The organism is Streptomyces sp. NPDC045778 (genome assembly GCF_056431945.1).
In genome coordinates, this window is sequence record NZ_JBWKJZ010000025.1 from 75,959 (window position 1) to 89,151 (window position 13,193).

The window sequence follows — 13,193 nt, forward strand, 5'->3', positions numbered from 1 at the left end:
GACATGACGGAAGGCGCGCAGCTGACGCAGACCGAGGCGGGCCCTCGGTATGACGTGTTTCACACCGACTGCCCCGCGCGCGACGTGGTCGACCACGTGACCAGCCGATGGGGCGTCTGGGTGCTGATCGCCCTGCGGAGCAACTCGCTTCGGTTCTACGAGCTGCGCGACAGCATCCGGGGCGTCAGCGAGAAGATGCTCGCTCAGACACTGCGCGCGCTGGTCCAGGACGGCCTGGTCTGGCGGGAGGTCGAGCCGACGACACCGCCCCAGGTCACCTATGGCCTCACGGAGTTCGGCCAGGACATCGGCGAGCCGCTGACGGAGTTGTTCGACCGGATCACACAGCGGCTGCCGCCGCGCGGCGCGGACTAGTGGTCCCACGGCGTCCGTACGGCGGCGGGCCCGGCGGTGCCCCGTGCGGTCCAGTAGAGAGGAACGCCGTGCCGGAGCCGTTGCGGAACCACCGCATCACCGCGTCCCACAACCCCGTGGACCTGCTCAACGCCGCCACCCGGCTCTTCGGCGGCGCGGTCACCGCGTCGCCCCTGGACGGGCTGCGCGGCGGTCGTCACGAACTGCGCGGCGTGGCCGCCCGCGACTTCGCGGTGGGTTACTTCGCCTCGCCGCTGGAGGTGCACGTCGCCTCGGCCCGGGGGCGCGGTTCCTACTTCGTCAACCTCGGGGTGTCCGGCGAGATCTCGGCCACGCGAGGCGCTCTGCGGGCGACCCTGGACGAGGCGACGGCGGGCGTCGTCAACCCCGGGGACACCCAGGAGCTGCGGCCCCTGGGCGCCCGGACGCGGTTCGTGGGGCTGCGGATCGGCGCCGCTCTGGTCGACCAGGAGTTCACCGCGCTCACCGGGTGTCCGCCGGTGACCCCCGTGCGCTTCGACTTCGCTCTCGGCCTGGACGACGCCAAGGGCCGGGCGGTACGGCTGGTGATCCACTCCCTGCTCGAGCAACTGGACTCGGCAGACCCGCAGTTCCAGCGGCCGGAACTCCAGGGCATGCAACTGCGCTGCATCGTCACCGCCCTGCTCCTGGCCCAGCCGCACTCGCACACCGGCGAGCTGCGCGCGGGCCCGCGACCCGCGCACCCGCGTGCCGTACGCGCGGCCCTCGCGTTCATCGAGGCGAACCTCGCCGAGCGCATCGGCCTCGGCGACATCGCCCGGGCCGCCGGCTGTAGTCCGCGGACCCTCACGTCGGCGTTCCGGGACCGGCTCGGCCTTCCGCCCCTGTCCTACGTCCGCGCCCTGCGGCTCGACCGCGTCCGTGAGGACATCCTCGCCTCCACCGACCCCGTCGGCACGATCGCCCGCCGCTGGGGCGTCCGCCACCTCGGCCGCTTCGCCGCCGCGTACCGCGACCGCTTCGCCGAGCTGCCTTCCGACACCGCGGCCCGCCGGTGACCGTCAGGCGGCCCGCCACAGGAAGATGTCGGCCTTGCCCTTCGTGTCGCCCGGGACGATGTCGGCGTCGGGGCTGTCGAAGACCAGGCGGTCCTGGCCCGCGATGGCTCCGGGGACGGCCCTCGCGTGGCCGTGGACGACGGTCTCACGGCCGCTCGGGACGTGCCGCAGGCGGAGTTCGGAGTACGCCACGGGGTCGTTGCTCTGATAGAGCACCTGGTGGCCGTTCCGGCTGAGCGCGTCGGCCCGCTTGCCGGGCAGGCGGGTGGTCACGCCGGTGGGTATGTCGCGGACGTAGGCGCCGTCCGTGGTGTTGAGGGCGACGGTACGGCCGTTGCCGCTGAGCTGGACCAGATCGCTGGAGCCGCCGTCGTCGACGCGGACGCGGGAGCGCTGGTCGCGGTCGTAGCGCCAGACCTCACCGGTGCCCGCGTCGCGGTAGGCGACGTAGCGGCCGTCGGCGCTGATGGAGGGGTCCTCCATGTCGCGGGTGGAGATCGGCGGGCCTTCGCTCACGGTCTCGTAGGTGCCGTTGACGCGGTCGTGGACGTCGACGCGGTACGGGACCGAGGGATGGTCGGGGTGTTGGGTGAAGGCGATATAGCGGCCGTCGGCGCTCATGGTGGCGCTGTCGGACCCGGCCTTGGACGGGCCGCTGCTGACCATCCGCGTCTGCCCGGTCTCCAGGTCGAGCAGCTTGACCTTGACCGTGTGGCTGCCCCAGCCGAGGTAGGTGACGTACCGCCCGTCGTCGCTGACGGCGGGATCCTGAAGAGATTCCCTGATCCGTTCGACCTCGCCGGTCGCGTTGTCGCGGAGATGCACGGCACCGGGCGGCCGGGGTGCGGGCTCCTGGGTGAGGTTGGTGGCGGCGCTGTGGAAGAGGGTGAAGGCGCCGTCGCGCGACAGGGTGGCGTGGGACGAGCCGTTGTCGGCCTCGGTGCCGTCGGCGGCGACGGACACGCGCACCACGCTCGGCGCGTGCACCCTGGTGGACGCGGCCGCCTGGGCGGTCGCGGGGAGCGCGGTGACGGTGACGGCGCCGGCCGCCGTGACCGCGACGAGGGTCGTGCGGATGCGTAACGCGCGTACGGCGGGTAAGCGGACGCGTCCGGCGAAGGGCATGTTCCCCCCAGAGCGTGTTCCCCCCGGCCCGACGCCGAGGGCCTTCCAGGAACCAAGCGCACCCTCCGGCAGGGGTCAATCCGACGCGTTGCGTACGCCGTGAGGGGCCTGGGGCACCCAGGTGTCTGCCGAGGAGGGCTCCGGAGGCCGTCAGCGGTGGGTGTCGGGTGTTTCGGGCGTCCCGGCCCGGGGTGCGCGTGCCAGGCTCGTGCTCAGCATGCGCGCGGCCCGCTGGGCGGCCTCGACGGTGGTGCCGAGGCGGCGCGTGTCCACGACGGCCACGCCGACGGCGGCGACGACCTCGCCCGAGGGAGCGTGCACCGGCACCGCCAGGCAGGAGCGCTCGCCTCCCCACTCGTACTGGTGCACGTCCGCGCCCTGTTCGCGTGCCCTGCGCAGGCGACGGGTCCACTGGCCCGCGGAGTGGCCCTGCGGCGGCGCGGCGGACATCGGGGTCGCCGCGGCGAAGACCACGTCGGCTGCGCTGTCGGGTGGCAGCGTCTGGCCCGGCAGGTGGGGGAAGAACTCCCGGGCGGCCGCGGGGATCCCGGTCACCACCGTCATCTGCCCGGCGTGCGGAACGGTCACGCAGACCGTCGCCCGGGTCACCGAGGCCAGGTGCCGCAGTGGCAGCGCCGCGCTCCTCTCCAGGCCGCGATGGGTGTTCCAGGAGCGGCCCAGGCGGGCCACGGTCGCGCCGATGCGGTAGCGGTCGTCGAGCCGCTCCACCGCGCCCAGCGCGGCGAGTTGGTCGAGCAGCCGGTGCACGGTGGTCTTGGGCAGCCCGGTGGCGTGCGTGAGGCCGGTCAGTCCGGCCTCGCCCGCCCGGGCCAGCTCCTCCAGGAGCAGAAACGCGCCTTCCAGCACCCCGCGCCCGGACGGCGGTTCACCCCCACCGCCCGGGGGCGGTGTCTGGCCGTGGCCCATGGTCCCTCCTCGGTCTCCGCTGAGACGTTCGGGCTGCCTCTCGCTCCGCTCCGCCGCCACCCTAGGCTCGGTCCGGCCCGGCGCCAGGAGTGCGCTGGGCCGCTGCGTCCTGATCCGGCCACGATGCCTATGCCCTACGGTCTTGCCATGGTCCGGTGAGGGGCTCGCTGCCGGCCGCCGTGACCGGAGCGGCGGGGCGGGCCCCCGGGGGTGGAGGCGCAGCGGTGGGCGAGGAAGAGGACGTGGTGGCCGTGGTGATGGCGGCATCGCGCCTGGTGATGGGCATGTCGGCGCGGGCGCTCGCCGAGGTGGACGAGTCGCTCTCGCTGCCGCAGCTGCGGACGATGGTCGCCCTGGAGGGGTGCGGCCCGGTGAAACTCGCCGAGCTTGCCGAAGTGTTGGGGGTGAACGCGTCGACCGCGCTGCGTGCGGTGGTACGGCTCGAAACGGCAGGACTCGTGGACCGCCGGGCCAACCCGGACAGCCGGCGCGAGGTGATCCTCACACTGACGCCGTCGGGCGCTGCCCTGGTGGCGCGCGTACTGCGGCACCGGCGCCGGGAGGTGGCGAGGCTCGTGGAGGCGGTGCCGCCCGAGGCGCGGTCAGGCCTGGTGGCGGGGTTGCGGGCCTTGCTGGAGGTGGCGGGTGACCGCTCCGTCCATGTGCCCGAGCCCGCCGAGGAGTTCCGGCGGGTGGCTCCTTGAGGCAGGCGGGTGCTCCCTGCCCCTCCGCACCCGGGTGGCTCCCCCGCTGTCCCTCGCACCGGCGCGGGTCCGCCGCCGTCGGGGTCACGGGCGGACGGGGCTGCGCGACGCCACGGCGTGGCCTTGGACCGTCAGCCATACCGCCGCCGCGACCCACGCGAGGAGGTGGACGGCGGCGCTCGGGGCGTGGGGCGTCAGCGTGGCGGTGACCCGCGCGGTGGCGGTGGCGTACATGCCGACGGGGAAGACGACGCACCACAGGGCGGGTTCGTACGCCAGCGGGACGCGGTGGCGGAAGTGCCGCCAGCAGCCGGTGGCGAGCAGCGGCGGGATCAGGGCGGTCGCCCAGCCCCAGAGCACGAGCACGGCGAGGGCGGGCGTGCCGCGCAGCGCGTGCGGCAAGAGGTCGTCGTGGTCGTGGAGTCGGGTGCCCGCGAGGGTGCTGATGGCCGCGGCTCCCATCGCGACCCAGTACGCGGGGGTGCAGCGCGCGGGGTCGGGCGGGTGGCGCAGCAGTCTGCGGGCGAGCACGGTGGCGGTGAGCGCGTACAGCAGGACGCCGCCCCACCACAGGGCGAGCGCGGGTGGCAGGAGGACGTGGCGCTGCGGCAGGCTCGTGAGGCCGAGGACGAGTGACTGGAGGCCGACGGTGGCCAGGAACCAGGTGCCGTCGGCCTCGCGCGCGGCCGCCCGTGGGAGGCGTACGAGGCAGCGGGCGAGCGCCACCCACGCCGCTCCGGCCAGGGTGAGGAGGACGTACGCCGTCCCGCGTGCGGGGCCGTGGCCGAGGCGGGTGGTAAGGACGCCGGAGGCGGCGACGAACGTGAAGTGGCCGAACACGCGGGCCGGGTCGGCGAGTTCGGACCTGAGCGCGGACGGGTGCCACAGGGCCTTGGCGCAGGAGGCCACCAGGAGGCAGGCGTACAGCGCGCACGCGAAGGTGAAGAGCAGGGTGGAGGCGGTGCGGACGCCGGCTTCGTGCAGGGCCCGGGACACGATGGCGGTGGCCATGACGGGCGCGAAGCACGCCGGGGGCAGCGACCGGCACCGCTCGCGCAGCGGCCGGCACCGGTCACGGACCCGGAGCCCGTGGCTCACCGGCGCGCCGCGGTGTCCCGTGCCCGCGGGGAGACCGCCGGGGCGGTGCGGGTCACCGGGACGTGCCCCGCGCCGCGGGAGCGGTAGAGGATGTACGGGCGGGCCAGGTAGCCGACCGGGGCGGTGAAGGCGTGCACGAGGCGGCTGAACGGCCACAGCGCGAACAGCGCCATGCCGAGCAGCGTGTGTGTCTGGTAGACGAGCGGGGCGTGGGACATGGCCGGCACGTCGGGGTCCAGGGCGAACAGGGAGCGGACCCACACGGAGACGCCGAGCCGGTAGTCGTAGTGGTGGGGCGGCGCGGTGGAGGCGGTGGCGGCGATCCCGGCCAGGATCACCGCGGCGAGCAGCGGGTAGACGGCGCGGTCGCTGCGGCTGGTGGCGCCGCGGACGGCGGGCACGCGCAGGCGGCGGTAGAGGAGGATGGCGAGCCCGGCCAGGGTGGCGATGCCCGCGACGCCGCCGACGAGCAGCGCGTTGGCGTGGTAGAGCCACTCGTGGACGTGGACGCGGTCGGTGAAGGCCTCGGGGATGAGCAGGCCGATGACGTGTCCGGCGATGACGAAGAGCAGGCCGAAGTGGAACAGGGGCCCGCCGATCCGCAGCAGCCGGCTCTCGTGCAGCTGGCTGGAGCGGGTGGTGAAGCCGAACCGGTCGTAGCGGTAGCGCCACGCGGTGCCGGTGACCATGACGGCCACGACGAGGTAGGGCAGCACGCCCCACAGGGTGGTGTGCAGGTGGTTCACGAGACGGTCTCCTCCTCGTACGGGTGCGGGACGGCTCGTCGGGGGAACGGCGGGAGTCCGACCGTCTCGGTGGGCGGTCCGGTGCGGGCCAGGCGCAGCGCGGCGGCGCGGTCGGTGGGCGAGGCGCCGGGCAGGGTGCGGCAGACGGCTTCGAGGACGTCGGCGTAGGGGCTGTGGTGGTCGCGCAGGGCGAGCCGGAGGAGTTCGAGGGCGGCGCGGTGTTCCCGCAGGGCGGTGCGGCCGGGTTCGGGGCAGCGCGCGGCGAACTCCAGGGCCAGGGGCAGGAAGTCGGGCAGTTCGTCGGCGGGCGGTCGCCAGCCGTGCGCGCGGTACAGGTCCTGCCAGCGCAGCAGGGACCGGCCGCGGCGGCGCGTGTCGCCGTCGGTGTAGTACGTCAGGTGCAGGGTGCGCCTGCGGCTGCGGTCGAAGGTGGCGACGTAGCGCGCGGACAGGTCGAGCACGGGGACGTCGGCGGCGGCCTCGCAGAACCGCAGCAGCGGTTGCGTGCGGCTGCTGGGGGCGGTGCCGAGGGCGTCGGTGATCGCGCGGAGCCGGTGCGACCAGTCCGCGTCCGGGTGGCGCAGGAGCAGGGAAGCGGCCTGGTGGACGAGGCGTGATTCGTTCATGCCTGGTGTCCGTCGGGCCCGGGGAAGAGGCCCGCGGGGCGGCCCTTTCCGTTCCAGTTGAGGAGGTTGACGCGGCCGCGCAGCGAGGTTCCGGCGTGTTCGGGCTCGGCCTCTTCGGTGCCGGGCAGCGGGGTGTGGAAGGCGTCGGCGTCGTACATGCCGGGGCCGTGGTCGTGGTCGAGGCTGCAACCGTCCGGCTCGTCCCCGGTGGCGGTGGTGTGGTAGCCGGTGGGGATGACGTAGCGCTCGTCGTACTTGGCGAGGGCGAGCAGCCGGTACATGGCCTCGATCTCCCCGGGGTCCATGCCGACGGCGCGGGCGATGCCCGGGTCCTGCTCCTCGCCGAGGTTGACGTGCCGCATGTGGGTGCGCATCGCGGCGAGGCGGCACAGCGCGGCCTCGACGGGCGCGGGGTCGCCCGCGGTGAACAGGCCGGCGAGGTAGGAGACGGGGATGCGCAGGGAGTCGATGGCGGCGAAGAGCTTCGCGGGGTCCTCGCCGTCGTGGCCGGTGGCGGTGAGGGACTCGACCACCGGGGACAGCGGCGGGACGTACCAGACCATGGGCAGCGTGCGGTACTCGGGATGCAGGGGCAGGGCCACCTTGTAGCGGCTGATCAGGTCGTACACCGGGGAGCGGCGGGCGGCCGTGATCCAGTCGTGCGGGATGCCCGACGCCTCGGCCGCGGCCACGACCCGGGGGTCGGCGGGGTCGAGGAAGCAGTCCAGCTGCGCCGGGTACAGGTCCTTCTCGTCGGGGGTGGCGGCGGCCTCCCCCGCCTTGTCGGCGTCGTAGAGGATCACGCCGAGGTAGCGCAGGCGGCCGACGCAGGTCTCGGAGCAGACGGTGGGCTGCCCGGCCTCGATGCGCGGGTAGCACAGGGTGCACTTCTCTGCCTTGCCGGTGGTGTGGTTGAAGTAGACCTTCTTGTACGGGCAGCCGGTGACGCACATGCGCCAGCCGCGGCAGCGGTCCTGGTCGACGAGGACGATGCCGTCCTCGATGCGCTTGTACAGCGCGCCGGAGGGACACACGGCGACGCAGGACGGGTTGAGGCAGTGCTCGCAGATGCGGGGCAGATAGAACATGAACGCCTGCTCGTACTCCAGGCGCACCTGTTCGTTGAGGTCCCGCAGGACCGGGTCGGCCGCGAGGTGCTGGGGTCCGCCGCCCAGGTCGTCGTCCCAGTTGGGGCCCCAGGTCACGGACGTCGGGCGGCCGTCGATCTGGGAGCGCGGCGCGGCCGTGGGGACGTCGTCGCCCAGCGGGGCGGTGATCAGGTTGTCGTAGTCGTACGTCCACGGCTCGTAGTAGTCGTCCAGGGAGGGCAGTTCGGGGTTGGCGAAGAGCCGGGCGAGGCGGCGGGCCCGGCCGCCGCTGCGCGGCACGAGACGGCCGTGCCCCAGCCGCCAGCCGCCCTTCCACTTGTCCTGGTCCTCGTAGCCGCGGGGGTAGCCCTGGCCGGGGCGGGTCTCGACGTTGTTGAACCAGGCGTACTCGGTGCCGGAGCGGTTGGTCCACGTCTGTTTGCAGGTGACCGAGCAGGTGTGGCAGCCGATGCACTTGTCGAGGTTCATCACCATCGCCACCTGTGCCAAGCAGCGGCCGACAGTGACGTCGTCACGGGACATCAGTACTGCACCTCCTGGGAGCGGCGGCGGATGACGGTGACCGCGTCGCGCTGGTTGCCGGTGGGGCCGTAGTAGTTGGGGGCGAAGGACAGCTGGGCGTGTCCGCCGATGAGGTGGGTCGGTTTGATCAGGAGCCGGGTCAGGGCGTTGTGGACGCCGCCGCGGCGTCCGGTGCGCTCCGACTTGGGGACGTTCACCAGGCGTTCTTGCACGTGGTACATGAACACCGTGCCGGGCGGCATCCGGTGGGAGACGACGGCGCGGGCGACGACCACGCCGTTGGCGTTGACCGCTTCGATCCAGTCGTTGTCCGCCACGCCGATCGACTCGGCGTCGGTGACGCTGATCCAGATGACCGGGCCGCCGCGGGCGAGGGTCTGCATCAGGAGGTTCTCCTGGTACTCGGAGTGGATGGACCACTTCGAGTGGGGTGTCAGGTAGCGCACGGTCACCGAGGTGCCGTCGCCGTCGGTGGGGGGCTGCTCGCCGAGGAGGGCCAGGTCGAGGGGTGGCCGGTAGACGGGCAGCTGTTCGCCGAACTCGGTGATCCAGGGGTGGTCGAGGTAGAAGTGCTGCCGTCCGGTGAAGGTGTGCCAGGGCTTGCGGTGTTCGGTGTTGATGGTGAAGGGCGCGTACCGCCGGTCGGACGCCTCTTTGCCGGACCATTCGAAGCTGGCGCTGACCTGCACGGGCCGGGCCTGGGTGTCGGAGAAGACGACGCGCCGTTCGGCGACGGACGCGGCGAGTTCCTCCAGGCCGCTGTCGCCGCCGCAGCGCTCGGCGAGCTGTCGCAGGCCTTCAGCGGCGACGCGCCCGTTGGTGGTGCCCGAGAGGGCCAGGATCGCCTCGCACAGCTTGATGTCCGTGTCCAGCAGGGGCCGGCCCCTGGCCGGTCCTTCGGTGGCCGTGCCGCAGCGGGCCGTCAGCCAGCGGCTCTCCGGGGTGGTGCGGACGGTGACTCCCTTGACCTGCATGCCCTGTTCGTCGGGCAGCGGGCCGAGCGCGGCGAGCTGGTCGGCGATGGTCCGGTAGTCGCGCTCGACGAGCGTGTACTGCGGTCCGGTGGGGCCCGGCGGTGGCGCCTCGCCGGGGGTGTCGTGCTGGAGGGCGGTGGCCAGCAGGTCGTGGGCGACGTCCAGGCGGCCGTGGGCGAGCCGTGACACCTCGGCGGCGAGCCCGTGGAAGATCTCGAAGTCGGTGCGGGCCTGCCAGGGCGGGTTGATCGCCGGGGAGAAGGCGTGCACGTAGGGGTGCATGTCGGTGCTGGACAGGTCGTGCTTCTCGTACCAGGTGGCGGCGGGCAGCACGAGGTCGGCGAACAGCGTGGTGGAGGTCATGCGGAAGTCGAGGGCGAGCAGCAGGTCGAGCTTGCCGCGGGGGGCCTCGTCGCGCCAGGTGACGTCCTGGGGCCGGTCGTCGGGCGGGACTTCGGCGGCGCTCGCGTTGTCCGTGGTGCCGAGGAGGTGACGCTGGAAGAACTCGTTGCCCTTGGCCGACGAGCCGATGAGGTTGGCCCGCCACACGGTCAGGACGCGGGGCCAGTTGGCGGGGTCGTCGGGGTCCTGGAAGGCGTGGGTGAGGCGGCCCGCCGCCTGCTCGGCGGCCACCCAGGGGCCGGGGTCGGCTCCCGCCTCACGGATCCGCCGCCCCAGGGTCAGCGGGTTGGCCGAGAAGGTGGGGTAGGCGGGCATCCAGCCCTGCCGGGTGGAGCGGGCGAGCAGGTCCGCGGTGTGCAGGCCGCTCAGCGCGCCGGGTCCGGTCGGCGATGCGAGGGCGTCGGCGGTGGTCCGGTCGTAGCGCCACTGGTCGGTGTGCAGGTACCAGTAGGGGGTGCCGGCCATCTGCCGCGAGGGGCGGGCCCAGTCGGAGGCGGTCGCCAGTTGCTGCCAGCCGGCGTAGGGGCGGACCTTCTCCTGGCCCACGTAGTGGGCCCAGCCGCCGCCGTTGACGCCCTGGCAGCCGGTGAGCAGCAGCAGCGAGAGGAACGAGCGGTAGATCGTGTCGGAGTGGAACCAGTGGTTGGTCCCGGCCCCCATCACGATCATGCAGCGGCCCCGGGTCTGCTCCGCGGTGCGGGCGAACTCCCGCGCGGCGCGCACCACCGCTCCCGCGGACACCGACGTGACGGCTTCCTGCCAGGCGGGGGTGCAGGGCGTCGAGGCGTCCTCGTAGGGGAAGGGCGGCTGTCCGTCCAGCGCCTCGCGTGCCACGCCGTACTGGGCGAGCATCAGGTCGAACACCGTGGTCACCAGGCGGCCGCCGACGCGGGTGGTGGGCACGGTGCGGCGAACCGTCATGCCCGCGCCCGCCTCTTCGAAGCGGGGAAGCACCACCGTCGCGGTCCCGGCGCCCGGGTGTCCGAGGAGGCTCAGCACGGGGTCGAGGTCACCCAGGTCGAGGTTCCAGCGGCCCTCGCCGCCCTTGCTCCAGCGGTCGCCGAGCGTGCCGCCCGGCACCACTGCGGCGCTCGTCACCGCGTCGAGGAGCAGGGGCATCCAGCGCCGCGCGTCCGCGTGCGCCTCCCCCGCGAGGTCGGCGTCCGCGGCGGTGACGAAGGACCCCGGGGTGTACGTGCCCTGCTCCCGCTCGTCCAGGGTGACCAGGAACGGCAGGTCGGTGAAGCGTTTGACGTAGTCAGTGAAGTACGGCACCTGCCGCTCGACGAAGCACTCGCGCAGGATCACGTGGCCCATCGCCATGGCGAGCGCGCTGTCGGTCCCTGGGTGCGGGTGCAGCCACTCGTCGGCGAACTTCGTCGCGTCGGCGTAGTCCGGCGACACGACGACGACCTTCTGGCCCCGGTAGCGGGCCTCGGCCATCCAGTGGGCGTCCGGGGTGCGGGTCACCGGCACGTTCGAGCCCCAGAGCATCAGATACGCGGCGTCCCACCAGTCCCCGGACTCGGGCACGTCGGTCTGGTCGCCGAAGACCTGGGGCGAGGCGACGGGCAGGTCCGCGTACCAGTCGTAGAAGGACAGCATGGGCGCGCCGATCAGCGCGTGGAAGCGGGCGCCGACGGCGTGCGAGGCCATCGACATCGCCGGGATCGGCGAGAACCCGGCGATCCGGTCGGGGCCGTACGCGCGGAGGGTGTGCACGTACGCGGCTGCCGCGATCTCCAGGGCCTCCTGCCAGCTGACGCGCACGAGGCCGCCGTGGCCGCGCGCCTTCTGGTAGCGGCGCCGCCGCTCGGGATCCTCGGTGATCTCCGCCCAGGCCGCGACGGGGTCGCCGAGCCTCCGTTTGGCGGACCGGAACATCTCCACCAGGACGCCGCGGGCCAGCGGGTAGCGCACGCGCGTGGGCGAGTAGGTGTACCAGGAGAAGGAGGCTCCGCGCGGGCAGCCGCGCGGCTCGTAGTCCGGCCGGTCGGGCCCGGTGGAGGGGTAGTCCGTGGCCTGCGTCTCCCAGGTGATCAGGCCGTCCTTCACGTACACCTGCCACGAGCAGGAGCCCGTGCAGTTCACCCCGTGCGTGGAGCGGACCACCTTGTCGTGCGCCCAACGCTCCCGGTAGGGCTGGTCGTTGACGCTCTGGCCGGAGCGGAAGACCGCCCGGCCCTCCGGCGTCGTGGGCGCCCGCTGAAGTTGTCGTCCGATCTCGAGCAGCCGCTCGGCGGCGTCCGCCGCGGCGCGCTCCGCCTTCGCCCTGCCTCGTGCCATGCCCATGTCGCGGGCTCCCCTCGGGCATCGCGGTGCCGACGGCGGTGGTCACATCGGCACACACCTCATCGATCGAGGGTCAGAGTGCTCCTGCCCGGGGTGTGGTGTGGACCATTTTTCGGCCAGTTGGTTGTACTTAGAACTTATTTTTCTTGCTCTTTGCAATGGTTCAGCAGGTGATCGCTCACCCGTTCCCCGCACGTCGCAACGGCCCAGGTGGAGGTGGGCTCCGGGCGGCGCCCGCGGCCCTGATCGTTTCCGTCCGTGAGCTGCCGTAAGGTACTGACGCCCCACCGCAAGACGCACGAACACGGAGCAAGTACGCGTGTCCCCCACCCTCCAGCCGGTCCTCGACCGCATCGCTGACGAGATCCAGCGCCTTCCGGGCCGCGGCCGACCGGCCGACTACATCCCGGCGCTGGCCTCGGCCGACCCCCGGCGGTTCGGGATGGCGGTCGCCGAGCTGGACGGCACGGTGTACGGCGTGGGCGACTGGCAGCAGCCGTTCTCCACCCAGTCCATCACCAAGGTCTTCACGCTCGCGCTCGACCTGAGCCTGGAGGGCGAGCTGCTGTGGGAGCACGTGGGCCGGGAGCCCTCGGGCAACCCGTTCAACTCGCTGGTGCAGCTGGAGTACGAGCACGGGATCCCGCGCAACCCCTTCATCAACGCCGGCGCCCTCGTCGTCACCGACCGCCTCCAGAGCCTCACCGGCGACGCGGCCGGAGTGCTGCGCGACTTCCTGCGCGCCGAGTCCGGGAACGACCGCCTCACCTTCGACGAGCACGTGGCCGCCAGCGAGACCGAGCACGGCGACCGCAACGCCGCCCTGGCGCATTTCATGGCGTCCTACGGCAACATCGCCAACGCCGTGCCGGAACTGCTCGCCCAGTACTTCCGCCAGTGCTCGATCGAGGCGTCCTGCGCCGACCTCGCCCTGGCGGCCGGGTTCCTCGCCCGCCACGGCATACGGTCCGACCGCTCGACGCTGCTGACCCGCAGCCAGGCCAAGCAGGTCAACGCGGTCATGCTGACCTGCGGCACGTACGACGCCGCGGGTGACTTCGCCCACCGCGTGGGCCTGCCCGGCAAGAGCGGCGTGGGCGGCGGCATCATCGCCGTGGTGCCCGGGCGCTGCACCCTGTGCGTGTGGAGCCCCGGGCTCGACCAGCGCGGCAACTCCGTGGCGGGCGTCGCCGCGCTCGACCGCTTCACCACACTCACCGGGCTCTCCGTCTTCTGAGCGTGCCGGGGGGCTC

General features: G+C 73.1%; 11 protein-coding genes. 4 read left to right on the forward strand and 7 right to left on the reverse strand.

What is annotated here, in order from left to right; genetic code table 11:
- The first annotated feature begins 3 nt into the window (after positions 1-3).
- Both AC07GB_RS28180 and AC07GB_RS28185 read left to right on the forward strand, forming a co-directional pair.
- Entirely contained in the window at positions 4-375 is a 372-nt protein-coding gene (locus AC07GB_RS28180; protein WP_478850213.1) for a winged helix-turn-helix transcriptional regulator, read from the forward strand.
- Positions 376-443: 68 nt separating this feature from the next.
- Positions 444-1,415 carry a helix-turn-helix transcriptional regulator gene (locus AC07GB_RS28185; protein WP_478850214.1) on the forward strand — a complete coding sequence of 324 codons (972 nt, stop codon included), beginning with the start codon at positions 444-446 and terminating at the stop codon, positions 1,413-1,415.
- A 3-nt stretch (positions 1,416-1,418) separates the two neighbouring features.
- Here the strand turns inward: AC07GB_RS28185 and AC07GB_RS28190 are convergent, their stop codons facing one another.
- Together AC07GB_RS28190 and AC07GB_RS28195 are read right to left on the reverse strand one after the other, a co-directional pair.
- Positions 1,419-2,540: a protein TolB gene (locus AC07GB_RS28190; protein ID WP_478850216.1), complete on the reverse strand. Its 1,122-nt coding sequence runs from the start codon at positions 2,538-2,540 to the stop codon at positions 1,419-1,421.
- 150 nt (positions 2,541-2,690) lie between these two features.
- Positions 2,691-3,467, reverse strand: a complete 777-nt coding sequence (locus AC07GB_RS28195) for a helix-turn-helix domain-containing protein (RefSeq protein WP_478850218.1) — start codon at positions 3,465-3,467, stop codon at positions 2,691-2,693.
- A 224-nt stretch (positions 3,468-3,691) separates the two neighbouring features.
- Here AC07GB_RS28195 and AC07GB_RS28200 point away from each other — a divergent pair, with 224 nt between their 5' ends.
- A complete protein-coding gene (locus AC07GB_RS28200) occupies positions 3,692-4,171 on the forward strand; it encodes a MarR family winged helix-turn-helix transcriptional regulator (RefSeq protein WP_478850220.1) in 480 nt (159 codons plus the stop codon).
- 84 nt (positions 4,172-4,255) lie between these two features.
- Here AC07GB_RS28200 and AC07GB_RS28205 read toward each other — a convergent pair whose 3' ends face one another.
- Genes AC07GB_RS28205 through AC07GB_RS28225 form a run of 5 tightly spaced genes read right to left on the reverse strand, consistent with a single transcriptional unit; the run spans position 4,256 to position 11,934 of the window.
- Positions 4,256-5,269 carry a tellurite resistance/C4-dicarboxylate transporter family protein gene (locus AC07GB_RS28205; protein ID WP_478850222.1) on the reverse strand — a complete coding sequence of 338 codons (1,014 nt, stop codon included), beginning with the start codon at positions 5,267-5,269 and terminating at the stop codon, positions 4,256-4,258.
- Complete coding sequence (gene narI / locus AC07GB_RS28210) at positions 5,266-6,015, reverse strand: respiratory nitrate reductase subunit gamma (protein ID WP_478850224.1); 750 nt, start codon at positions 6,013-6,015, stop codon at positions 5,266-5,268. Before narI ends, AC07GB_RS28205 begins: the two co-directional genes overlap by 4 nt.
- Entirely contained in the window at positions 6,012-6,641 is a 630-nt protein-coding gene (gene narJ, locus AC07GB_RS28215) for a nitrate reductase molybdenum cofactor assembly chaperone (RefSeq protein WP_478850226.1), read from the reverse strand. Before narJ ends, narI begins: the two co-directional genes overlap by 4 nt.
- On the reverse strand, positions 6,638-8,272 hold the full coding sequence (narH, locus tag AC07GB_RS28220) for a nitrate reductase subunit beta (protein ID WP_478850227.1): 1,635 nt from the start codon (positions 8,270-8,272) through the stop codon (positions 6,638-6,640). The genes narJ and narH overlap by 4 nt, the downstream gene beginning before the upstream one ends.
- A complete protein-coding gene (locus AC07GB_RS28225; protein WP_478850314.1) occupies positions 8,272-11,934 on the reverse strand; it encodes a nitrate reductase subunit alpha in 3,663 nt (1,220 codons plus the stop codon). Before AC07GB_RS28225 ends, narH begins: the two co-directional genes overlap by 1 nt.
- Positions 11,935-12,259: 325 nt before the next feature.
- Here AC07GB_RS28225 and AC07GB_RS28230 point away from each other — a divergent pair, with 325 nt between their 5' ends.
- Positions 12,260-13,177 (forward strand): glutaminase, encoded by a 918-nt coding sequence (locus AC07GB_RS28230; RefSeq protein ID WP_478850229.1) that lies wholly within the window; start codon positions 12,260-12,262, stop codon positions 13,175-13,177.
- Positions 13,178-13,193 lie beyond the last annotated feature (16 nt).